A 21,037-nucleotide genomic window follows, 5' to 3' on the forward strand; every position below is an offset into this window, starting at 1 on the left:
CGCGAGCAGGCTCGCTCCCACAGGGTTTCGTGGCGGCTGCAGATTCTGGTTCAACACATATCCACTGTGGGAGCGAGCCTGCTCGCGAAGAGGCCGGAACATTCACTGGAGATCTATGCGCCCTACCTACGCAAATGCTCAAACAACAATCGACTCACCGGCGACAACCGCGCCTCATCGCGCACCACCACAATCAACGCACGATCCGACCAGTCGTCCGTCAACGGCACCGCGTGCAACCCCAGTGCCTGACCAAACAATTCATAAGCACGCTGCGGCAAAATGCCGATGCCCATGTTCGCCTGGACCATCCGGCACACCGCATCGAACCCCGGCACATGAATACGAATACGCAGGACTTTACCGGCCTGACGAGCCGCCGCGTGGGTGCGCATGTTGATCGAACTGGCGGCGTGCAAACCGACGTAGTCGCTGTCGAGGGTTTCGGCAAAAGCCACGGACGCACGCGCCGCCAACGGATGTTCCGGCAACATCACGACAACCAGTTTGTCCTGACGGTACAACACGCTGTGCAGGCCTTTGATGTCGCTGTCGTTGGAGCAGATACCGAGATCTGCGACGCCATCGAGCACGCCTTGAATCACCCCGGCGCTGGGCCGTTCTTCCAGGTCGGTCTTGACCTGCGGATGCTGTGCGGAGAAGTCGCGTAAATCTTCGGGAAGAAACTGAATGATCGCCGAGAGGTTCGCCAGCATGCGCACATAGCCGCGCACACCGTGACTGTGTTCGCCGAGCTCCAGGCCCATTTTCTCGACGTTGAACAGCATCTGCCGGGCATGGTGCAACAACGTTTCCCCGGCCGGGGTCAGCGTCATGCCCTTGGCCTGACGCACGAACAGGCTGATCCCGAGCGCCTCTTCCAGCTCCATCAGCCGTTTGCTCGCCGCCGAAACCGCGATGGCTTCGCGCGAGGCGGCGCGGGTCAGCGTGCCCTCTTCGTGGACAGCGACAAACAGTTGCAGGGTGATCAGGTCGAGGCGGCGGATCAGGCTTTTTTGCAGCATGCGAGACTCGGCGATGGTGGCGCGAACGGGCCTTGAGCATAACGCCGTTCGCCATCGCTGTACCCGTCTCAGAACGCGTTGCGGAAGATCTCCTCGATCTGGCGTTGATCCGCCGCCCGAGGATTGGTCAGACCGCAGGCGTCCTTCAGGGCATTGCTGGCGAGTAACGGGATGTCGCTGAGCTTGGCGCCGAGTTCACGTAAGCCACCGGGAATCTCAACGTCTTTGGCCAGACAACGGATAGCGGTGATGGCCGCTTGCGCGCCTTCTTCCGGACTGCAACCACGAATGTCGGCGCCCATCGCGTGGGCCACATCGGTTAGCCGCTCGGCACAGACCAGCGCATTGAACGTCTGCACGTGGGGCAGCAGCACGGCATTGCACACGCCATGGGGCAAGTCATAAAACCCGCCCAACTGATGCGCCATCGCATGCACGTACCCGAGCGAGGCATTGTTGAACGCCATGCCGGCGAGGAACTGCGCGTACGCCATGTTTTCCCGCGCGGCGAGGTCGCTGCCGTCACGCACGGCCAGGCGCAGGTTGTTGCTGATCAGGGTCATCGCCTTCAACGCGCAGGCATCGGTGATCGGGTTGGCAGCGGTCGAGACATAGGCTTCGATGGCGTGGGTCAACGCATCCATGCCGGTGGCGGCGGTCAGGCCTTTGGGCATGGCGACCATCAACTCCGGGTCGTTGACCGACAGCAGTGGCGTGACATTGCGGTCGACGATGGCCATTTTCACGTGGCGTGATTCGTCGGTGATGATGCAAAAACGAGTCATCTCGCTGGCGGTGCCGGCAGTGGTGTTGATCGCGATCAGTGGCAGTTGCGGCTTGCTCGATTGATCAATGCCTTCGTAATCACGGATCTGCCCGCCATTGGTCGCGCACAGAGCAATGCCTTTGGCGCAGTCGTGCGGCGAGCCGCCGCCCAGCGACACGACGAAATCGCAGCGACTTTCCTTGAGCAGACCCAGACCCGATTCGACGTTGGCGATGCTCGGGTTGGGTTTGGCGCCGTCAAAAATCACCGAATCGATGTCCTGCATCGCCAGTTTCTCGGCGACCATCGTCGCCACGCCAGCCTTGGCCAGCCCCGCGTCAGTGACGATCAACGCTTTGCGAAAACCGTAGTTGCGAATGGCGACCATGGCTTCGTCGAGGCAGCCGTTGCCCATGATGTTTACCGCCGGAATGAAAAAGGTGCTGGTCATGCGCGCATCTCCTGACAGGGGGCCGAATCGACTGCTCCGGTTCGGCGGATAGACACAGCATCGACCGATCGGTCACGAGTGATGTTGATCTGGCTCAATGCCCGCTCGTGATAAAGTTGCCGTCCATCAGCCCCTATGTTTTGAGACCGCCTACGCAATGACCGATTTTCTCGATGTCGACGCCAGCCTCGAAGACTGGAACACCCTGCGCGCCGCGACCGACTTCAGCGGCTTGCTGGTGGGCAATGGCGCCAGTCGTGCGGTGTGGGATGACTTCGGCTATGACTCGCTGTTCGAAAATGCCCGAACCGTCGAGGAGAAACCGCTGAGCCCGTCGGAACTGGCGGTGTTCGACGCCATGCAAACGCGCAGCTTCGAGCAGGTACTCGGCGCGCTGAAAACCACCAGCCGGGTCAACAAAGCGTTGGCCGTCAGCTCAGCGGCACCGCGCAATCGCTACTACGCGATCAAGGAAGCGCTGATCAACACCGTGCACGCCGTGCACATTCCGTGGCGACTGGTGAAGCCTTCGACGCTGGCGACGTTGAACGAAGAACTGGCGCGCTATCGCACGGTGTTCACCACCAATTACGACTTGCTTAATTACTGGGCGCTGCAACATCAAAGCGACGCCATCGATGATCTGTTCAACGGTGCCAACGCGAGTTTCGATCTGAGCGAAACTGCCACCGACAAACCGCGCTTGTTGTACCTGCACGGTGGCCTGCATCTGGTGCGCAATCAGGACGGCACCGCGCGCAAATTGACCTCAACCGAAGGCACGCTGCTCGGCAGTTTCGCCATCAACAACACGATCAAGACACTGGATGACGTGCCGCTGTTCGTCACCGAAGGGCCGAGTGCGGACAAGCTCAAGACCATTCGCAGTTCGGATTACCTGTCGTTCTGTTATGCGCAGTTGTTGGGGCATGGCGGCAGTTTGTGCATTTTTGGCCATGCCTTGGGCGAGCAGGATGCGCACATTGTTCGGGCGCTGCGTTTGGCGAAGCCTGCGACGGTGGCGATCTCGATTTATCCGCGCAGTGCGGCGTTTGTTCAGCATCAGAAGCGGCATTACGCGCAGGTGTTTGAGGGCACGGGGGTTGAGTTGCGGTTTTTTGATGCCAAGAGCCATGCGCTCGGCAGCCCTAAGTTGTCGGTGCCCGTCGAGGTTTGATGTAAACCGGTCTGACGCCTTCGCGAGCAGGCTCGCTCCCACATTTGGAATGCATTCAACCTGTGGGAGCGAGCCTGCTCGCGAAGCTTTTGGGGGCGCCTCAATCTTCAGCGCTGTGCACCACCACCAGCAACTGCGCCTGCACATCCCCCACCGATCGGATCCGGTGCGGTTTCTGCGCATTGAAGTGCAGCGCATCACCGCGTTCCAACAATACCTTCTCGTTCATGAAATCCACTTCGACCTGCCCTTCGTGGACGAACAGAAACTCTTCGCCCAGATGCTCCTTGAAGGTCTTGTCGGTGAACTCGCTCGGCGGATAGATAATGAAGGGCAGCAGATTGCGCTCGCTGACCTGATGGGCCAGCACCGCATATCCCGGACTCTGATCATTGGCCGCGAGTGACTGGCGCTCGTGGCTGCGCACCAGGCTGTAGCTGTCGAGGCTGACGTTGTCTTCGGAAAACAATTCCTCGACTTTCACGTTCAACGCCTTCGCCAGTTTCAACGCGGCAGCAATCGACGGGGTGTTCAGCCCGCGCTCGACTTTGGACAGATAACTCTTGGTCATGCCGGATTTTTCGGCCAGCGCCTCAAGGGTTACGCCAAGTTTTTTTCTCAATAATTTCAAACGGATAGACATGCGCGGCGGTTATTCCAGCAAGGAAGCGACGATTTGTGCTTGCTAATGACACTTTGTGTCATATAGCCTCTTTCGTGTCATTTGCAATCACCCAAAGGACACAGACATGGCCAAGACATTAGCACTACCCAAAGACCAACTGGTCAAGCAAGCGCTGACCCAGATGCAAAAAACCCTGGCGGATAATACGTGGACGGACCGGCAAAAGCTGGCCCTGACCTGCCGGATTCTATTCGAGAACGGTCACGACTCCGGTCTGGCCGGACAAATCACCGCCCGTGGGCCGCAGCCCGGCACCTATTACACTCAGCAACTGGGCCTGGGTTTCGACGAAATCACCGCGAGCAATCTGCTGCTGGTCAACGAGGACCTGGAAGTCCTCGAAGGTCACGGCATGGCCAACCCGGCCAACCGTTTTCACAGCTGGGTGTACCGCGCTCGTCCGGATGTGAACTGCATCATTCACACCCACCCGACCCACGTCGCGGCGCTGTCGATGCTGGAGGTGCCGCTGCAGATTTCCCACATGGATCTGTGCCCACTGTACGACGACTGCGCGTTTCTCGAAGGCTGGCCGGGGGTGCCGGTGGGCAACGAAGAAGGTGAGCTGATTGCCGGTGCGCTGGGCGACAAACGCGCGATTGTGCTTTCGCACCACGGTCAGCTGTCGACCGGCACGACCATTGAAGAAGCCTGTGTCATCGCCCAATTGATCGAACGTGCGGCCAAGCTGCAACTGCTGGCGATGGCCGCCGGCACGATCAAACCGATCATCCCCGAGCTGGGCCGCGAGGCGCACGACTGGATCGCCAAGCCGAAACGCCACGCCGCTGCCTTCAACTACTACGCCCGGCAGAACCTGCGTCAACACGCCGATTGCCTGAACTGAACCTATTTACGGAGAGACTCCCATGTCCACTATTCACGGCATCATCGGCTACACCATCACCCCATTCGGCGCCAATGGCGAAGGGCTGGATTTGCCAGCGCTCGGGCAATCGATCGATCGCCTGATCGACAGCGGTGTCCACGCCATCGCGCCATTGGGCAGCACCGGCGAAGGCGCTTACCTGAGCGATGCGGAGTGGGATCAGGTCGCCGAGTTCAGCATCAAGCACGTCGCCAAACGCGTGCCGACCATCGTCAGCGTGTCCGACCTGACCACCGCCAAAGCCGTACGCCGCGCGCGTTTCGCCGAAGCCCATGGTGCCGACGTGGTGATGGTGCTGCCGGCTTCGTACTGGAAACTCACCGAGGCAGAAATCCTCGCCCACTACCGTGCCATCGGCGAGAGCATCGGCGTGCCAATCATGCTCTACAACAACCCGGCCACCAGCGGCACCGACATGTCGGTGGATTTGATTCTACGCATCGTCAATGGCGTGGAAAACGTGACCATGGTCAAGGAGAGCACCGGCGATATTCAGCGCATGCACAAGCTGCAATTGCTCGGCGAAGGCCAGGTGCCGTTCTACAACGGCTGCAATCCACTGGCACTGGAAGCGTTCGCCGCCGGGGCGAAAGGCTGGTGCACAGCGGCGCCGAACCTTATTCCGCAGTTGAACCTGGATCTTTATGACGCGGCCATGGCCGGCGATCTGGATCGGGCGCGGGATCTGTTCTATCGCCAGTTGCCGCTACTGGATTTCATCTTGAAGGGTGGCTTGCCGGCGACGATCAAGGCCGGGTTGCGTCAGACCGGTCTGGAGGTGGGCGATCCGCGCTTGCCGGTTTTCCCGTTGAGTGAAGCGGGCCAGACCCAGCTGCAAGCGATCCTCAAGATCCTGCGCTGATCTCCCGGTAAAACGCAAAACCCAATGTGGGAGCGAGCCTGCTCGCGAAAGCGGTGTATCAGTCGATGATGATGTTGACTGATACACCGCTTTCGCGAGCAGGCTCGCTCCCACAGGGGATTTTTTGGTGGATTTGAAAGTGAGGTCAGAGGACAGGCAAAGTCTTGTCCTTGATCACCTTGCTCGGACCGTTCGCCTTGACGCTGGCAATGCCTTTATCGCACGCCGCATCCGATGAATACGCCTCGCTGCTGCCGATGACCTGATGATTGGCCGCTTTCAGATTGAAATACGGATGGCCGTCCTTCGTCGACTTCTTCTCGTAGCGCTCATCCAGCGGGCTGTTGGTCTGCACCGCCGCGATGCCGCCGTCGGCCGCTGCGCGAGTGGTGTACAGCTCGCTGGTCAGAATCGTTTCGGCGTTCGCCGCTTTCAACACGAACCTGAACTGGCCGTTGCTGCTTTTACTGAGTTCGTACCATCCGGACATACTCGTTGCTCCTTGGCGATTGAGAGATTTCGCGCTTCAGAGTAAAGACCAGTCCTGAATATCTGTCGCCTGTACCGGCCCCTTCGCGAGCAAGCTCGCTCCCACATTTGAGCGCATTCCAGTTGGAGAACGCGGTCGCAAGTGGGAGCGAGCTTGCTCGCGAAAGGGTCACTGCGATGCTGGCTATTTCACCACCGACCGCACCACCGACAACTCCGGCGCACTCACCCGCCGCTGGCTCAGGTAGCGCGTACAACTCACCCGCAGGAACGAGGCAAAATTCACCACCTCACCGCGATAATCCATCACCTCTTCATACAGCTTGGCGATCAGCTGGTTGGTGGTCATGCCGTCGACCTCGGCGATTTCGCTGAGGATGTCCCAGAACTGATTCTCTAGGCGCAACGTCGTCACCACGCCGCAGATGCGCAGCGAGCGCGAGCGTGATTCGTAGAGAATCGGGTCGGCCTTGACGTAGAGCTCGCACATCGGCGAATCCTCGTTACAGGGTGATTTTGGTGCCGAGCAAACCGAGGAACCCGGCCAGCCAGTTCGGATGCGCCGGCCATGCCGGGGCTGTGGCCAGATTGCCTTGAACGTGGCCGTCCGTCACCGGGATATCGATGTACGTACCACCCGCCAGTCGCACTTCCGGCGCGCAGGCCGGGTAGGCACTGCATTCGCGACCTTCAAGCACGCCCGCCGCTGCCAGCAATTGCGCGCCGTGGCAGACCGCGGCAATCGGTTTGCCGGCCTTGTCGAAGGCGCGCACCAAGTCGAGGACTTTTTCATTGAGACGCAGGTATTCCGGCGCACGACCACCGGGGATCAACAGCGCGTCGTAATCGGCCTCGCTGACCTTGGCGAAATCGAAGTTAAGCGCGAACAGGTGACCGGGTTTTTCGCTGTAAGTCTGATCGCCTTCGAAGTCATGGATCGCGGTGCGCACGGTCTTGCCGGCGGCCTTGTCCGGGCACACAGCGTGGACGGTGTGACCGACCATTTGCAGGGCCTGGAATGGCACCATCACTTCGTAATCTTCGACGTAATCGCCGACCAGCATCAGGATCTTTTTCGCGGCCATGGGGAGGACTCCTCTGGAGAATGCTTGGGAGTGTTCAAGGTAGACCTATTCGACAGTGACGGGTAACAACGGGCTACTACCGAGTTGATGCCATCGCGAGCAGGCTCACTCCTACAGGGGAACGCATTTCAACTGTAGGAGTGAGCCTGCTCGCGATAGCGTCCGCAAACTGTACGCCTAAGTCTGTGCCTAGCTGTAACAGCCCGAACCACTCGGTTTATGGCTTTATGAAGGTCATTCCCTGCCACCTTCAATTTCGGTCCCCATCATGTCCTCGCGCGAAAACACCGGCATGGCCCTAGGCCTGCTCGGCGTGGTGATTTTCAGCCTCACCCTGCCCTTCACCCGCATCGTGGTGGAGGAAATGCATCCATTGCTCAACGGTTTGGGCCGCGCATTGTTCGCAGCGATTCCGGCAGCGCTGCTGTTGTTGTGGCGTCGCGAGAAGTGGCCAACCTGGCAGCAGGTCAAAGGCCTGAGCCTGGTGATCGCCGGGGTGATTCTGGGTTTTCCAGTGTTGTCGGCGTGGGCCATGCAAACCTTGCCGGCGTCCCACGGTGCGCTGGTCAACGGGCTACAACCGCTATGTGTGGCGCTGTATGCCGCGTGGTTGTCCCATGAGCGCCCGTCAAAAGCCTTCTGGGCCTGCGCGGCGCTGGGCAGTGCGTTGGTGCTCGGTTATGCGTTGTACACCGGGGCCGGCAGTATTCAGGCGGGTGATCTGTTGATGCTCGGCGCGATTGCCGTCGGTGGACTGGGTTATGCCGAAGGCGGCCGCTTGGCCAAGGAGATGGGCGGCTGGCAGGTGATCTGCTGGGCGCTGGTGCTGTCGACGCCGCTGTTGATCGGGCCGGTGCTGTATCTGGCGCTGCAACATCAGGGTGCGGTGTCGGCCAAGACCTGGTGGGCGTTTGGTTACGTGGCGCTGTTTTCGCAGTTTCTCGGCTTCTTCGCCTGGTACGCCGGGCTGGCCATGGGCGGGATTGCCCGGGTCAGTCAGATCCAGTTGTTGCAGATTTTCTTCACCATCGCGTTTTCGGCGCTGTTCTTTGGTGAACATGTCGAACCGATTACCTGGGTGTTTGCCTGCGGTGTGATTGCCACCGTGATGCTCGGCCGCAAGACCGCGATCAAACCCCATGTGGGAGCGAGCCTGCTCGCGAAGGGTCCGTAACAGCCAACATCATCGTTGACTGTCAGTCCGCTTTCGCGAGCAGGTCGAATCGTCGCACCGTCGCTCCCACAGGGTTTTGTGTCAGGCCAGGTAGCCGTCGGCGCGCAGCAGGGTTTCCAGGCAGTGCTCGCTGATGTTGTAGAACGCCTTCAACTCTTCGATCTTCACCAACAGCTGAGCCGGATCGACCGGCTCGGCGCGTTTTACCGCGAGAATCATCTTGTTCTTGTTGGTGTGATCCAGCGAGATGAATTCGAAGACCTTGGTTTCGTAACCGCAGGCTTCCAGGAACAGCGCACGCAAGCTATCGGTGACCATTTCCGCTTGCTGACCGAGGTGCAAACCGTATTGCAGCATCGGTTTGAGCAGCGCCGGGCTCTGGATCTGCAGGCGGATCTGTTTGTGGCAGCACGGCGAGCACATGATGATCGATGCGCCGGAGCGGATGCCGGTGTGGATCGCGTAGTCGGTAGCGATGTCGCAGGCATGCAGGGCGATCATCACATCCAGCTCGCTCGGCGCCACGCTGCGCACGTCACCGCACTTGAACACCAGGCCCGGATGATCGAGCTTCGCCGCCGCAGCGTTGCACAGGTTGACCATTTCCTCACGCAACTCGACACCCGTGACTTCGCCCTCGGCGTTCAAGGTGTTGCGCAGGTAATCGTGAATCGCGAACGTCAGGTAACCCTTGCCCGAACCGAAATCCGCCACGCGCACCGGTTTGTCCAGGGCCAGCGGCGACGAGGTCAGGGCGTGGCTGAACACTTCGATGAACTTGTTGATCTGCTTCCATTTGCGCGACATCGCCGGGATCAGCTCATGTTGCGCATTGGTCACGCCAAGATCCTTGAGGAACGGTCGGCTCAACTCAAGAAAGCGGTTTTTCTCGCGATTGTGCTCAGCGGACGGCGCTTCGCGCAATTGCTGAGGTTTGCTTTTGAACAGCGAACTCTTGCCCTTTTTGCTGTATTCGAGCTGGGCTTCATCAGTTACCGCGAGTAAATGGGCATTTTTGAACGCGGCTGGCAGTAGCGCGGCAATCGTCGCCACGCCTTCGTTCAGCGGCAGGTTTTTGGTGATGTCGCGGGTTTTATAGCGATAGACGAACGACAGATTCGGCTGCGCCTTGACCGTCACCGCTTTGATGATGACCCGTTGCAGATCCGCTTCGTCACCGACGTACTTGGCCAGCACCAGTTTGATGAAGCCGTTCTGTTCGAGGCTGGTTTGCAGCAGCTCGATGAACTGGGCGTGGTGATCGGGCGCGGGTTTGGTGGCAGGAGCAGTAACGGACATGAAAAAGCGGCCTCGGACGGGCGAAATCGGGAATGGCGGTTATTTTAGGGGGGATGGGGGTTGGGGACACGCTCTTATTTGCCGAACGGTTGGTTAAAGCTGCCCTCACCCTAGCCCTCTCCCAGAGGTAGAGGGCTAGGGTGAGGTGTTTTCACGAGTTACGCCGACTTGAAATACCGAGTCGAACTCAGGTTTGAAAGTTTTGCTTTAAATCCATAATCGACTCGGATTTTCAGGTCGATGTCGAGCGCAAGACACCTCGGTCGGCTCCCTCTCCCTCTGGGAGAGGGCTGGGGTGAGGGTTTGTCTTACCCCAGCACAATCAACCGATTCGGCAACTCATTCCTCACCTGCGTCACCGGCACATGCACCTTCAGCAATTCCCCACACGCCTCAATACACGTGACAAACCCTTCCAGCGTGCGCCCCTGGCGCACCTGCTCAGTAAACGCAGCAACAATCGCATCCCAGGATTTATTATCCAGCCGCTTGGAAATCCCCTCATCCACCAGAATCTCCACATACCGCTCAGCCTCGCAAACAAAAATCAGCATTCCCGTGCTGCCCACCGTGTGGTGCAGGTTCTGCTCGAGAAACTGCCGCCGCGCCAGGTTTGACGCACGCCAATGCCGCACGCGACGCGGTATCAAATGAGTGGTGATTTTCGGCAGACGAAACAGCAGGCACAGCACGATAAACGCGCCCCACTGCACCAGCAGCAGACTGCGCAGGGTCAGCCAGCCGGTCAGGTAGTGGACGATGCCCGGCACCATCAGCGCCAACAGGCTGGCCCACAACAACGGGATGTACGCGTAGTCATCGGCGCGCGCTGCGAGCACCGTCACCAGTTCGGCGTCGGTGTCGCGCTCGACCCGGGCGATCGCCTCGGCGACTTTGCGTTGTTCGTGTTCGGTCAGTAGTGCCATGTTGAAAAGTGCCTGCTCATTATTCTTCTGATATCACCAGCCGCCGGACGAACCACCGCCGCCGAAACTGCCCCCGCCGCCGCTGAAGCCGCCGCCTCCACCGCCGCCGCCAAACCCGCCACCACCGCCGAAGCCGCCCCCTCCTCCGGAGCCACCCCGGCCGGCAGGCAGGATACCGAGCATCTGGCAGACAAACACCGTCAGGATGAACAACATCACCAAAAACACGAACAATCCCGGATGCCGCGAGATGAAATCATCGGACGGATCACCACTGGACTCATACACCGTCGATGGCTCATCCAGCGGATTACCACCGAGCACCACCAGCATCGCCGCCACGCCGTCGCTGATGCCTTTGCTGAAATTGCCGCTCTTGAATGCTGGAGTGATGACTTGATGAATGATCACTGAAGTCTGCGCGTCGGTCAGCCGGTCTTCGAGGCCATAACCGACTTCGATGCGCAGTTTGCGCTCGTCACGGGCAACGATCAGCAGTGCGCCGTTGTTCTTGTCCTTCTGGCCGATGCCCCAGTGCCGGCCGAGCTGAACGCCGAAGTCTTCGATGGTCGTGCCTTGCAGATCCGGCAGCGTGACCACGACCAGTTGCTCGCCGGTGGCCTGTTCGTGGGCCTGCAATTGCTGGCTCAGTTGCGCGCGCACCGACGGCTCAAGCATCTGCGCTTCGTCCACCACCCGCCCGCTCAGCGCCGGGAACGTCAACTCGGCCCGGGCGCTGACGGCGAACAACCACAGCATCAGCACCAGACCCATTTTCAACACACGCATGGACAACCTCGAATCAGAATTTCACTTCCGGGGCCTTTTCCGCGCCGGGCGTGGTGGCTTCGAAGGTTTCGCGGATCGGCAGGTCGCTGTACATCACGCTGTGCCAGAGGCGACCGGGGAAGGTGCGGATTTCGGTGTTGTATTTCTGCACCGCCAGAATGAAATCGCGCCGTGCCACGGCGATGCGGTTTTCCGTGCCCTCAAGTTGCGATTGCAGGGCGAGGAAGTTCTGGTTGGCCTTAAGATCCGGATAGCGCTCGGACACCACCATCAAGCGGCTCAACGCACCGGTCAGTTGATCCTGCGCCTGCTGGAACTGCTTGAGTTTTTCCGGGTTGTCGAGGGTGCTGGCGTCGACCTGGATCGACGTGGCTTTCGCCCGCGCCTCGATCACTGCGGTCAGCGTTTCCTGCTCGTGAGCCGCATAACCTTTCACCGTTTCCACCAGATTGGGGATCAGGTCGGCGCGGCGCTGGTACTGGTTCTGCACCTGGCCCCATGCGGCTTTGGCCTGTTCGTCGAGGGTCGGGATATTGTTGATGCCGCACGCGGTCAACAGCGTGGCCAGCACCAGCAGCGTGGCGACCTGCAAACGCGAGCGATTGGTTGGGCTTACATTCATCGCAGTGATGCTCCTTGGCACATATCATTATAAAAACCGAGCGCGAAACATTCTCAGCGGGCTCTTGGGGCATAATCGGCCGCGTCGCTGGATTACGACGGGGCAATGGGCTAAAAAGTGCCCTGCGTGATCATGCTGCCAAGTGTCGGCTGCCGTTTTTGGCTCTGTTTCTTTGAGCCTGTACCCGAACAACAATAGTCGCTCCCTAAATTTTGGCTGGCCGGCGTTGCAATGCCGCTTGGGCCCTTGAGAAAAATATTCATGAAGAAGCTGTGTTTGCTGGGTCTGTTCGTCAGCCTGGCCAGTCATCAAGTATTGGCCGCCACGACCCCGGTACCCCTGGAAAACAAGGACGCGTTCATCACGAATCTGATGAGCCAAATGACCCTCGATGAAAAGATCGGCCAGTTGCGCCTGATCAGCATCGGCCCGGAAATGCCACGTGAGCTGATCCGCAAAGAGATCGCTGCCGGCAACATCGGCGGCACGTTCAACTCGATCACCCGCCCGGAAAACCGGCCGATGCAGGACGCGGCCATGCGCAGCCGCCTGAAGATTCCGATGTTTTTCGCGTACGACGTGATCCACGGTCACCGTACGATTTTCCCGATTCCGCTAGCCCTCGCCTCGAGTTGGGACATGGACGCCATCGGCCAGTCCGGGCGCGTTGCCGCCAAAGAAGCCGCTGCCGACAGCCTCGACATCACCTTCGCGCCGATGGTCGACATCTCCCGCGACCCGCGCTGGGGCCGCAGCTCCGAAGGCTTCGGTGAAGACACCTACCTGACCTCGCGCATCGCCGGCGTCATGGTTCGCGCCTATCAGGGCGCCACCCCGAGCGCGGCTGACAGCATCATGGCCAGCGTCAAGCACTTCGCCCTGTACGGCGCGGTCGAGGGTGGTCGCGACTACAACACCGTCGACATGAGTCCGGTGAAGATGTACCAGGATTACCTGCCACCGTACCGCGCCGCGATCGATGCCGGCGCCGGTGGTGTGATGGTCGCGTTGAACTCGATCAACGGCATTCCGGCCACGGCCAACACCTGGCTGATGAACGATCTGCTGCGCCGCGACTGGGGTTTCAAAGGCCTGGCGGTCAGCGACCACGGCGCGATCTTCGAACTGATCAAGCACGGCGTGGCCCGCGACGGTCGTGAAGCGGCGAAGCTGGCGATCAAGGCCGGCATCGACATGAGCATGAACGACACACTGTATGGCAAAGAGCTGCCGGGGCTGCTCAAGTCCGGCGAGATCGAACAGAAAGACATCGACAACGCAGTGCGTGAAGTGCTCGCGGCCAAGTACGACATGGGCCTGTTCAAGGACCCTTACCTGCGTATCGGCAAGGCTGAAGATGATCCGGCCGACACCTACGCCGAGAGCCGTCTGCACCGTGCCGAGGCCCGTGAAGTGGCGCGTCGCAGTCTGGTACTGCTGAAGAACCAGAACGAAACCCTGCCGCTGAAGAAAGACGCGAAAGTCGCGCTGGTCGGCCCGCTGGCCAAAGCGCCGATCGACATGATGGGCAGTTGGGCCGCCGCCGGGCGCCCTGCGCAATCGGTCACGCTGTTCGATGGCATGAGTTCGGTGATCGGCAACAAGTCGAACCTGATCTACGCCCGTGGCGCCAACATCACCAGCGACAAGAAGGTGTTGGACTACCTGAACTTCCTCAACTTCGATGCGCCGGAAGTGGTCGATGACCCGCGCCCGGCCAACGTGCTGATCGACGAAGCAGTGAAAGCTGCAAAAGACGCTGACGTGATCGTGGCAGCGGTAGGTGAATCCCGTGGCATGTCCCACGAATCCTCCAGCCGCACCGACCTGAACATCCCGGAAACCCAGCGCGAGCTGATCCGCGCCCTGAAAGCCACCGGCAAACCGCTGGTATTGGTGCTGATGAACGGCCGCCCACTGACCATTCTCGAAGAGAACCAGTCGGCTGACGCGATTCTGGAAACCTGGTTCAGCGGCACCGAGGGCGGCAACGCCATCGCCGACGTGCTGTTCGGCGACTACAACCCGTCGGGCAAACTGCCAGTGACCTTCCCGCGTTCCGTGGGCCAGATCCCGACTTACTACAACCACCTGAGCATTGGTCGGCCGTTCACGCCGGGCAAACCGGGCAACTACACCTCGCAGTATTTCGATGACACCACGGGGCCGCTGTTCCCGTTCGGGTATGGCCTGAGCTACACCCAATTCGCCCTGAGCGACATGGCGCTGTCGTCGACCACCCTCAACGCCACTGGCAAGCTCGACGCCAGCGTCATGCTGAAAAACACCGGCAAGCGTGACGGCGAAACCGTGGTGCAGTTGTACATCCAGGACGTCACCGGCTCGATGATCCGCCCGGTGAAAGAACTGAAGAACTTCCAGAAAATCATGCTCAAGGCCGGCGAACAGAAAGTCGTGCACTTCACCATCACCGAGGATGACCTGAAGTTCTACAACGCCCAGCTCAAATACGCGGCGGAGCCTGGCAAGTTCAACGTGCAGATCGGCCTGGATTCCCAGGACGTGACGCAGCAGAGCTTTGAATTGCTGTAACCGGTTTTTGCTCGACTGATCGTTCCCACGCTCCGCGTGGGAATGCCTCAAGGGACGCTCCGCGTCCAGTGACGCGGAGCGTCACGGGCTGCATTCCCACGCAGAGCGTGGGAACGATCAATTCAGAATCGGGTTTATCCGCGGCGGTCGAGGATGTTGACCACCACCCGATCCACCCAGCCCCACACCCGCTGCTTGACCCGCCGCCACAACGGCCGGCGTTGCCACTCCTCCAGACTCACCTGCTGACTCAGCCCGAAGTCCTTCACAAAACTCGCCTCTACCGCTGCCGTCAACGACGGGTCCAGCGCCTCCAGATTCGCCTCCAGATTGAAGCGCAGGTTCCAGTGATCAAAGTTGCACGAACCGATGCTCACCCAATCGTCGACCAGCACCATTTTCAAATGCAGAAAGCACGGCTGGTATTCGAAGATCTGCACCCCGGCCTTGAGCAGTCGCGGGTAGTAGCGATGCCCGGCGTAGCGCACCGACGGGTGATCGGTGCGCGGCCCGGTCAGCAGCAAACGCACATCGACACCACGCGCGGCAGCCTTGCGCAGGGAGCGGCGGATTTTCCAGGTCGGCAGGAAGTACGGTGTGGCCATCCAGATGCGTTTTTGCCCACTGTTCAAAGCGCGGAACAGCGATTGCAGAATGTCACGATGCTGGCGGGCATCGGCATACGCCACACGACCCATGCCCTCGCCCTTGTCCGGCACGCGCGGTAACCGTGGCAGACCGAAATGTGCAGCCGGGCGCCAGGCGCGGCGATAGCGGTTGGCAATCCACTGGCGGTCAAACAGCAATTGCCAGTCGATCACCAGCGGGCCGCTGATCTCGACCATCACTTCGTGCCATTCGCTGGTGTCGTGCCCCGGCGTCCAGAACTCGTCAGTGACTCCGGTGCCTCCGACCACGGCCAGACGCTGATCGACCAGCAGCAATTTACGGTGATCCCGATAGAAGTTGCCGATCCAGCGCCGCCAGCTCAGGCGATTGTAGAAACGCAGTTCGACTCCAGCGTGTGTCAGGCGCTGACGCAGATTGAGCGTAAACGCCAGGCTGCCGTAATCATCAAACAGGCACCGCACACGCACGCCACGTTCGGCCGCCAGCACCAGCGCCTGCACGATGGTTTCGGCACAAGCGCCGGCCTCAACCAGATACAGTTCGAGTTCGATCTGCTCCTGCGCGCCGGCAATCTGCTCAAGCATGCGCGGAAAGAATTGCGGGCCGTCGATCAACAGCTCGAAGCGGTTGCCATCGCGCCACGGAAACACCGCGCCGCGCATGTCAGCGCGCCGTGAAGATCAGCACCGCACCCACCGGCACCGACAGACTGATGGCCGACAGATTGGCGAGTCTGCGCAGGCTTTCCAGCCCTGGCAGCAGATCGAAATCTTCAGCGTTGAGCACCAGCGGTTCCAGGGTGACCACTTGAAAGCGTCGGTCATCGAGACGCGTCGCCAGCAGTTCGGCGGGGTATTCGTGCTGCTTGCCGTGCAGGTTGACTGTCAGCGGCAGACGCAATTCCAGCTGCGCACCGGGGGCCAGATCGTTGATCGGGCGCAAATCAATCTGCGTGGTGATGGTCGCTTCGGGAAATTGCTCGATCTGGAACAGCTCCTTGCGCATGCGCTCATCGCGCAGCGGGATGCCGCTGTTGATCGAGTCCAGCTCGACTTCGACTTCGGCGCGACCATTGGGATCGACCTTACCGTGCAGCACCAGAAAGCGCTGCACTTCGGAGACATTGGCGTTTTTCGTGCTGACGAACGACAGCCGCGACGACTCGCCGTCCAGATACCAATTGGCCTGCGCCGGTAGCGCGACGGCGGCGAGCAACAGGCTCGACAGGGTTGCACAGAGGGGGCGGTTGAACATTGAACACTCGTGGGGCCGATAAACCTGCACGAACCTTAACCGCCCACGCCGTTATTGCAAACTGAAGATCACACCCGGTGGGAGCGAGCCTGCTCGCGAAAACGTCATCTGCCTCAACAGAGAAGGTGCGCCTGCTATTGCATTCGCGAGCAGGCTCGCTCCCACAAAAAACCATCGGGTGTTTTCAGGGATTGAGGCGGCAGCCCTGGCGTTCGCTCAACCACTGAGCGCGGTTGCTGCGGCTCATGCCGCTGACGGTGATGGTTTTGCTGACGCCGTCATCGGTGAAGGCGCTGGTCGGCAGCCACTGTTTCACGTAGCCACGGCAATATTCGGCGTCGTTGTTCATCACGTACCGGCAGGAACAATATTCCTTCGCCGTGTAGGCACTGATGATGTCCGGGAAGGCCCACAGGTTTTCTCGTTCGTAGACGATCCAGCCGAGCAGCAGGACCAGCGCTAACAGCAAGAAGCGCTTCATGGCCGCACCGCCATCAGTACACGCTTAAGCAGCTCGTTATGTCGATAGCTGCCATCGCGATCATCGCCATATCGCACGATCACCAGTTTCTCGCTGGGGATCACGTACAGCGCCTGGCCCCAATGACCAAGGGCGGCGAAGGTGTCCGGCGGTGCGTCGGGCCACGGTGATGCGGCGCTATCCGCCGGGCGATTGAGCCACCATTGGCCGCCGGGCACGGCTTCGTCCTGATGGGCCTTATAGCCACTGAAGGGTTTCAAGTTGAACGCGACCCAGTCCTTGGGCAGCAATTGGCGATCACTCCATCGCCCATCGCGGGCCATCAGCAGACCGACGCGCGCCAGATCCCGGGCTGTCAGATAAGCGTAAGACGACGCGACAAACGTGCCGCTGGCATCGGTTTCCCACACGGCGTGACGGATGCCCAACGGCTCGAACAAAGCCGTCCACGGATAATCCGCATAACGCTGCGACCCGACGATGGTTTTCAACGCCGCCGCGAGCAGATTGCTGTCGCCACTGGAATAGCGGAAGGCCTGCCCCGGTTCGGCGTAGGCATCGTGATCGGCGGTAAACGCGGCCATGTCGCGGTGGCCACGGGTATAGAGCATCGCCACCACCGAGGATTTCAGCGGGGCGTATTCGTAGTCTTCCTGCCAGTCGATGCCGGAGGCCCAGTGCAACAGGTCGGCGATTTTTATCTGCGGGTGTTTAGCGAGTGGCGGATAGAACTTCGCGGCGGGGTCTTCGAGTTTGAACAGGCCTTCGCCATACGCCACACCAAGGACCGTGACCATCAGGCTTTTGCTGATCGACCAGGTCAGATGCGGGGTTTGTGCAGTGGTCGGGCCGGCGTAGCGTTCGTAGATGATCTGGCCGTCACGGATGATCAGCAAGGCGTCGGTGCGGATGCCTTGGCGGTTGGCGTCGTCGCGGGGTGGGAAGGCGTAGTTTTCCAGCGCCTCTGTATCGGTGACCTTCGGGCCGGTTGGCCATTCTTCACCCGGCCATTGTTCGGCGTGAACGGTGAAGCTGATCAGCAGCAGAAACAGCGACAGGCCTTTGCACATGGGGAGGGCTCTGGGAATGAACCTGCTGAGACTAGTCGGGGTTGATGACAGATGTGTGGTGTTCTTGGGATTGCTATCGCGAGCAGGCTCACTCCTACAGTTGAACGCATTTCAACTGACGAAACTCGATCAACTGTAGGAGTGAGCCTGCTCGCGATGAGGCCCTTCAGCCCCCCGCCAAAGCCTTGGCCAACCGCTTGGCCCGAGCCCCCGCCGCCAACTGCATCACCCCCCGATCGCGCTGCCACATCTGCGCCCATTCTGCCGGCCCGTCAGCCAACGCCTGACTCACCTCCCCCTCCAGCGCCGCAAACTGCGCAAACAACCCACCGAGCAACACATGCCCGACCGGATTGTTCGGCGGTTGCCGACTCGCCTCGGCGCACCCGGCCAACAACGCCAGCAACCGAAGTTGCAGCGCTTGCGGCCAGTCACTGTCCTGGCCGACGCCATACAACCACGCGGTCATCGCGCTCAACACATAGACATCTTCCAGGGTGCGAAACGGCTTCACATAAGCATCCCAGCCATCCCCCGCCAGCAACTCACACAACGCGCCATCCAGCAGCAACCGGCCATGACTGATGTCCGGCATCAACGGCAGCGCCGGCAGTTTCTCTACGGTTACGCCGGGCTCGCCGGGGTACACAACCGCCAGACTCAGGCGTGGGGTTTCGCCGGGTTCCTCACTGCGCGCAGCAATCAAAAGCCAGTCCGCCGCATCGCCGGCGGTGACGAAATCCTTGCGTCCACTCAGGCGCAAATCGCTCAGCCGCGTCTGCATATCCGCCGGACGCAAACTGCGCTGTTCGGTCGCACACAACGCACCGAGACTCAGCGGCGCGCTCGGCCACAGCATACGCAATGCCGCTTGGTAACCGAGCAGAAACGCCAGCCCCGGCGTCGCCATCCGCCGCCCGCCCGCGACCGCCAATTCGAACGGCGTGACGTTGCCCAGTTGCTGCAACAACGTCGCAAAACCCTCGGCCAGGTCGGCAACGGCGGGCAATCGTTCACGGCTGTGCAGCAGATCTGGCCAGGGCATAGGAGGCTCCTTGTGGGCTGTCATATAAGCATCACCAAACTTTCATGGCGATGACACCGGGGCTACATAGCCTGACTTTGCACAACACGGCTGCATAAAGAAAGTCGATCGGCTGCAACCCACGACGGGTTAAAGGCCCGTACGGAGATTCACATGACTCAGATCGCCCGCATCAGCGACACCGGCAATGAACGCCGCCTGCAAGCCGAACGCCTGATCGGCGCCGAGGCCTTGCAGCAAGCCCAGGCCCTGCGCTTCAACGTCTTCAGCGGCGAGTTCAACGCCAAACTGAAAGGCGCGGAACTGGGTCTGGACATGGATGATTATGATGTTCACTGCAGCCACATCGGCGTGCGTGATCTGAACACCGGCCGTTTGGTCGCGACCACGCGTCTGCTCGATCACACCGCCGCCAGCAGCCTCGGCAAGTTCTACAGTGAAGAAGAATTCAGCCTGCATGGCCTCGCGCACCTGCAAGGCCCGATCCTCGAAATCGGCCGCACCTGCGTCGACCCGGCGTACCGCAACGGCGGCACCATTGCGGTGTTGTGGGGCGAGTTGGCCGAAGTCTTGAATCAGGGTGGCTACAGTTATTTGATGGGCTGCGCGAGCATCCCGATGCAGGACGGCGGCATCCAGGCCCACGCGATCATGCAGCGCCTGCGCGAACGTTATCTGTGCACCGAACACCTGCGCGCCGAGCCGAAAAATCCGCTGCCAACCCTGGATATTCCGTCCAACGTGATCGCCGAAATGCCGCCGCTGCTCAAAGCCTACATGCGCTTGGGCGCGAAGATCTGCGGCGAGCCGTGCTGGGACGAAGACTTCCAGGTCGCCGACGTGTTCATCCTGCTCAAGCGCGACGAACTCTGCCCGCGCTACGCCAAGCACTTCAAGGCGGCTGTGTAATGAGCCGGTTGCGGGTGTACGCGCGGATCGCGCGAGTGCTGTTGGTGGTGTCGCTGGGTTTGACCATGGCCAGCGTCTTCGGCGTGTTTGAGCGGATTGGCCTGGCGCATTCGATGGAACGGCGTCAGCGCTGGTCGCGCTTCTTCATGGCGCGTTTGAGCAATGCCCTGCCCTTTCGCGTGACGGTGCACGGTGAATTGCCACAACAGCCGATGCTGTGGGTCAGCAATCATGTGTCGTGGACTGATATTCCGCTGCTGGGGATGCTCACGCCGCTGTCGTTTCTGTCCAAGGCTGAAGTGCGCACCTGGCCGGTGGCCGGCTGGCTCGCGGCGAAGGCTGGCAGCCTGTTCATCCGTCGCGGTTCGGGCGACAGCCAGTTGATCCGCAAACAGATGACCCGTCACCTGCAAACCGAGCACGCCTTGCTGATGTTCCCGGAAGGCACCACCACCGATGGCCGTTCGCTGCGCACCTTTCATGGTCGCTTGCTGGCGGCGGCGATTGATTCCGAGGTGATGCTGCAACCGGTGGCGATCCGTTATCTGCGCGATGGCGAAATCGATGCGCTGGCGCCGTTCATTGGCGACGATGATCTGCTCTCGCACCTGATGCGCCTGTTCAGCAATGATTGCGGCGATGTCGAAGTTCACCTGCTCAAGCCGATGGCCTGTCAGGGGCGTGAGCGTGCGGCATTGGCGTTTGAAGCGCAGCAGGCGGTGCAGAAGGCGTTGTTTGGCGAAGTGGCGAAACCGGTCGAACCACGTCGTGCCGGCGAATTGATTGCCGCCTGAAACACAACCCCCCTGTAGGAGTGAGCCTGCTCGCGATAGCGGTGTGTCAGTCACATTGATGT

Annotated in this window: 22 protein-coding genes; 7 read left to right on the forward strand and 15 right to left on the reverse strand. The window is 60.4% G+C overall.

The features are described 5' to 3' along the window. Nucleotides 1–122: 122 nt before the first annotated feature. A complete protein-coding gene (locus ACOYXJ_RS02570; protein WP_460367731.1) occupies nucleotides 123–1,025 on the reverse strand; it encodes a LysR family transcriptional regulator in 903 nt (300 codons plus the stop codon). A gap of 68 nt (nucleotides 1,026–1,093) precedes the next feature. Next, nucleotides 1,094–2,242, reverse strand: a complete 1,149-nt coding sequence (yiaY, locus tag ACOYXJ_RS02575; RefSeq protein WP_460367733.1) for an L-threonine dehydrogenase — start codon at nucleotides 2,240–2,242, stop codon at nucleotides 1,094–1,096. A gap of 157 nt (nucleotides 2,243–2,399) precedes the next feature. On the opposite strand from yiaY, the gene ACOYXJ_RS02580 reads away from it, so the two are divergent. Next, a complete protein-coding gene (locus ACOYXJ_RS02580) occupies nucleotides 2,400–3,419 on the forward strand; it encodes a DUF4917 family protein (RefSeq protein ID WP_460367736.1) in 1,020 nt (339 codons plus the stop codon). Nucleotides 3,420–3,519: 100 nt separating this feature from the next. Here the strand turns inward: ACOYXJ_RS02580 and ACOYXJ_RS02585 are convergent, their stop codons facing one another. After that, on the reverse strand, nucleotides 3,520–4,062 hold the full coding sequence (locus ACOYXJ_RS02585) for a helix-turn-helix domain-containing protein (RefSeq protein ID WP_460367738.1): 543 nt from the start codon (nucleotides 4,060–4,062) through the stop codon (nucleotides 3,520–3,522). A gap of 106 nt (nucleotides 4,063–4,168) precedes the next feature. Between ACOYXJ_RS02585 and ACOYXJ_RS02590 the strand changes: the two genes are divergently transcribed. Together ACOYXJ_RS02590 and ACOYXJ_RS02595 are read left to right on the forward strand one after the other, a co-directional pair. After that, nucleotides 4,169–4,951 carry an aldolase gene (locus ACOYXJ_RS02590; RefSeq protein ID WP_150795501.1) on the forward strand — a complete coding sequence of 261 codons (783 nt, stop codon included), beginning with the start codon at nucleotides 4,169–4,171 and terminating at the stop codon, nucleotides 4,949–4,951. Between the two features lie 22 nt (nucleotides 4,952–4,973). Further along, nucleotides 4,974–5,855: a dihydrodipicolinate synthase family protein gene (locus tag ACOYXJ_RS02595; RefSeq protein ID WP_150795500.1), complete on the forward strand. Its 882-nt coding sequence runs from the start codon at nucleotides 4,974–4,976 to the stop codon at nucleotides 5,853–5,855. A gap of 145 nt (nucleotides 5,856–6,000) precedes the next feature. On the opposite strand, the gene ACOYXJ_RS02600 is transcribed toward ACOYXJ_RS02595, so the two are convergent. From ACOYXJ_RS02600 to ACOYXJ_RS02610, 3 genes are all read right to left on the reverse strand, one after another. Continuing rightward, nucleotides 6,001–6,345, reverse strand: coding sequence for a YegP family protein (locus tag ACOYXJ_RS02600; RefSeq protein WP_116028834.1), 345 nt, complete (start codon nucleotides 6,343–6,345; stop codon nucleotides 6,001–6,003). 183 nt (nucleotides 6,346–6,528) lie between these two features. Next, nucleotides 6,529–6,834, reverse strand: a complete 306-nt coding sequence (locus tag ACOYXJ_RS02605) for a ribbon-helix-helix domain-containing protein (protein WP_460367741.1) — start codon at nucleotides 6,832–6,834, stop codon at nucleotides 6,529–6,531. Between the two features lie 13 nt (nucleotides 6,835–6,847). Next, nucleotides 6,848–7,429, reverse strand: a complete 582-nt coding sequence (locus ACOYXJ_RS02610; protein ID WP_095049176.1) for a DJ-1/PfpI family protein — start codon at nucleotides 7,427–7,429, stop codon at nucleotides 6,848–6,850. Between the two features lie 268 nt (nucleotides 7,430–7,697). Between ACOYXJ_RS02610 and ACOYXJ_RS02615 the strand changes: the two genes are divergently transcribed. Then, a complete protein-coding gene (locus tag ACOYXJ_RS02615; protein WP_460367743.1) occupies nucleotides 7,698–8,603 on the forward strand; it encodes a DMT family transporter in 906 nt (301 codons plus the stop codon). A gap of 81 nt (nucleotides 8,604–8,684) precedes the next feature. On the opposite strand, the gene ACOYXJ_RS02620 is transcribed toward ACOYXJ_RS02615, so the two are convergent. The 4 genes from ACOYXJ_RS02620 to ACOYXJ_RS02635 form a co-directional block, all read right to left on the reverse strand. Then, nucleotides 8,685–9,902: a class I SAM-dependent methyltransferase gene (locus tag ACOYXJ_RS02620; RefSeq protein ID WP_460367745.1), complete on the reverse strand. Its 1,218-nt coding sequence runs from the start codon at nucleotides 9,900–9,902 to the stop codon at nucleotides 8,685–8,687. A 308-nt stretch (nucleotides 9,903–10,210) separates the two neighbouring features. Continuing rightward, complete coding sequence (locus ACOYXJ_RS02625; protein WP_150792583.1) at nucleotides 10,211–10,828, reverse strand: TPM domain-containing protein; 618 nt, start codon at nucleotides 10,826–10,828, stop codon at nucleotides 10,211–10,213. Between the two features lie 33 nt (nucleotides 10,829–10,861). Then, nucleotides 10,862–11,617, reverse strand: coding sequence for a TPM domain-containing protein (locus ACOYXJ_RS02630; RefSeq protein WP_460367747.1), 756 nt, complete (start codon nucleotides 11,615–11,617; stop codon nucleotides 10,862–10,864). 13 nt (nucleotides 11,618–11,630) lie between these two features. Continuing rightward, complete coding sequence (locus tag ACOYXJ_RS02635) at nucleotides 11,631–12,239, reverse strand: LemA family protein (protein WP_095119162.1); 609 nt, start codon at nucleotides 12,237–12,239, stop codon at nucleotides 11,631–11,633. Nucleotides 12,240–12,500: 261 nt separating this feature from the next. On the opposite strand from ACOYXJ_RS02635, the gene bglX reads away from it, so the two are divergent. Continuing rightward, nucleotides 12,501–14,792 (forward strand): beta-glucosidase BglX, encoded by a 2,292-nt coding sequence (gene bglX, locus ACOYXJ_RS02640; protein ID WP_460367750.1) that lies wholly within the window; start codon nucleotides 12,501–12,503, stop codon nucleotides 14,790–14,792. A 134-nt stretch (nucleotides 14,793–14,926) separates the two neighbouring features. Here the strand turns inward: bglX and ACOYXJ_RS02645 are convergent, their stop codons facing one another. From ACOYXJ_RS02645 to ACOYXJ_RS02665, 5 genes are all read right to left on the reverse strand, one after another. Further along, nucleotides 14,927–16,084 carry a phospholipase D-like domain-containing protein gene (locus tag ACOYXJ_RS02645; RefSeq protein ID WP_134178077.1) on the reverse strand — a complete coding sequence of 386 codons (1,158 nt, stop codon included), beginning with the start codon at nucleotides 16,082–16,084 and terminating at the stop codon, nucleotides 14,927–14,929. 1 nt (nucleotide 16,085) lies between these two features. Further along, nucleotides 16,086–16,676, reverse strand: coding sequence for a YceI family protein (locus ACOYXJ_RS02650; RefSeq protein WP_460367752.1), 591 nt, complete (start codon nucleotides 16,674–16,676; stop codon nucleotides 16,086–16,088). Between the two features lie 184 nt (nucleotides 16,677–16,860). After that, a complete protein-coding gene (locus ACOYXJ_RS02655; RefSeq protein WP_460367754.1) occupies nucleotides 16,861–17,157 on the reverse strand; it encodes an amidase in 297 nt (98 codons plus the stop codon). After that, the gene (locus tag ACOYXJ_RS02660) at nucleotides 17,154–18,227 is read right to left on the reverse strand and encodes a serine hydrolase domain-containing protein (RefSeq protein ID WP_150792580.1); all 1,074 of its coding nucleotides are present in this window, start codon (nucleotides 18,225–18,227) and stop codon (nucleotides 17,154–17,156) included. The genes ACOYXJ_RS02655 and ACOYXJ_RS02660 overlap by 4 nt, the downstream gene beginning before the upstream one ends. A gap of 166 nt (nucleotides 18,228–18,393) precedes the next feature. Further along, a complete protein-coding gene (locus tag ACOYXJ_RS02665; protein WP_150792579.1) occupies nucleotides 18,394–19,272 on the reverse strand; it encodes an acyl-CoA dehydrogenase middle domain-containing protein in 879 nt (292 codons plus the stop codon). 153 nt (nucleotides 19,273–19,425) lie between these two features. On the opposite strand from ACOYXJ_RS02665, the gene olsB reads away from it, so the two are divergent. Together olsB and ACOYXJ_RS02675 are read left to right on the forward strand one after the other, a co-directional pair. Continuing rightward, complete coding sequence (gene olsB / locus ACOYXJ_RS02670; protein WP_007916280.1) at nucleotides 19,426–20,181, forward strand: L-ornithine N(alpha)-acyltransferase; 756 nt, start codon at nucleotides 19,426–19,428, stop codon at nucleotides 20,179–20,181. After that, entirely contained in the window at nucleotides 20,181–20,975 is a 795-nt protein-coding gene (locus tag ACOYXJ_RS02675) for a lysophospholipid acyltransferase family protein (protein ID WP_460367757.1), read from the forward strand. Before olsB ends, ACOYXJ_RS02675 begins: the two co-directional genes overlap by 1 nt. Nucleotides 20,976–21,037 lie beyond the last annotated feature (62 nt).

This window comes from Pseudomonas sp. Tul2A7 (genome assembly GCF_054790505.1).

Excerpts from the sequence above, each read along its gene's own strand:
- ACOYXJ_RS02595 (WP_150795500.1), top strand. The coding sequence starts at position 4,974 with ATGTCCACTATTCACGGCATCATCGGCTACACCATCACCCCATTCGGC.
- ACOYXJ_RS02660 (WP_150792580.1), bottom strand. The coding sequence starts at position 18,227 with ATGTGCAAAGGCCTGTCGCTGTTTCTGCTGCTGATCAGCTTCACCGTT.
- ACOYXJ_RS02645 (WP_134178077.1), bottom strand. The coding sequence starts at position 16,084 with ATGCGCGGCGCGGTGTTTCCGTGGCGCGATGGCAACCGCTTCGAGCTG.
- yiaY (WP_460367733.1), bottom strand. The coding sequence starts at position 2,242 with ATGACCAGCACCTTTTTCATTCCGGCGGTAAACATCATGGGCAACGGC.
- ACOYXJ_RS02630 (WP_460367747.1), bottom strand. The coding sequence starts at position 11,617 with ATGCGTGTGTTGAAAATGGGTCTGGTGCTGATGCTGTGGTTGTTCGCC.
- ACOYXJ_RS02590 (WP_150795501.1), top strand. The coding sequence starts at position 4,169 with ATGGCCAAGACATTAGCACTACCCAAAGACCAACTGGTCAAGCAAGCG.
- ACOYXJ_RS02570 (WP_460367731.1), bottom strand. The coding sequence starts at position 1,025 with ATGCTGCAAAAAAGCCTGATCCGCCGCCTCGACCTGATCACCCTGCAA.
- ACOYXJ_RS02605 (WP_460367741.1), bottom strand. The coding sequence starts at position 6,834 with ATGTGCGAGCTCTACGTCAAGGCCGACCCGATTCTCTACGAATCACGC.
- ACOYXJ_RS02675 (WP_460367757.1), top strand. The coding sequence starts at position 20,181 with ATGAGCCGGTTGCGGGTGTACGCGCGGATCGCGCGAGTGCTGTTGGTG.
- bglX (WP_460367750.1), top strand. The coding sequence starts at position 12,501 with ATGAAGAAGCTGTGTTTGCTGGGTCTGTTCGTCAGCCTGGCCAGTCAT.
- ACOYXJ_RS02635 (WP_095119162.1), bottom strand. The coding sequence starts at position 12,239 with ATGAATGTAAGCCCAACCAATCGCTCGCGTTTGCAGGTCGCCACGCTG.
- olsB (WP_007916280.1), top strand. The coding sequence starts at position 19,426 with ATGACTCAGATCGCCCGCATCAGCGACACCGGCAATGAACGCCGCCTG.
- ACOYXJ_RS02600 (WP_116028834.1), bottom strand. The coding sequence starts at position 6,345 with ATGTCCGGATGGTACGAACTCAGTAAAAGCAGCAACGGCCAGTTCAGG.
- ACOYXJ_RS02665 (WP_150792579.1), bottom strand. The coding sequence starts at position 19,272 with ATGCCCTGGCCAGATCTGCTGCACAGCCGTGAACGATTGCCCGCCGTT.
- ACOYXJ_RS02620 (WP_460367745.1), bottom strand. The coding sequence starts at position 9,902 with ATGTCCGTTACTGCTCCTGCCACCAAACCCGCGCCCGATCACCACGCC.
- ACOYXJ_RS02625 (WP_150792583.1), bottom strand. The coding sequence starts at position 10,828 with ATGGCACTACTGACCGAACACGAACAACGCAAAGTCGCCGAGGCGATC.
- ACOYXJ_RS02610 (WP_095049176.1), bottom strand. The coding sequence starts at position 7,429 with ATGGCCGCGAAAAAGATCCTGATGCTGGTCGGCGATTACGTCGAAGAT.
- ACOYXJ_RS02655 (WP_460367754.1), bottom strand. The coding sequence starts at position 17,157 with ATGAAGCGCTTCTTGCTGTTAGCGCTGGTCCTGCTGCTCGGCTGGATC.
- ACOYXJ_RS02650 (WP_460367752.1), bottom strand. The coding sequence starts at position 16,676 with ATGTTCAACCGCCCCCTCTGTGCAACCCTGTCGAGCCTGTTGCTCGCC.
- ACOYXJ_RS02615 (WP_460367743.1), top strand. The coding sequence starts at position 7,698 with ATGTCCTCGCGCGAAAACACCGGCATGGCCCTAGGCCTGCTCGGCGTG.
- ACOYXJ_RS02585 (WP_460367738.1), bottom strand. The coding sequence starts at position 4,062 with ATGTCTATCCGTTTGAAATTATTGAGAAAAAAACTTGGCGTAACCCTT.
- ACOYXJ_RS02580 (WP_460367736.1), top strand. The coding sequence starts at position 2,400 with ATGACCGATTTTCTCGATGTCGACGCCAGCCTCGAAGACTGGAACACC.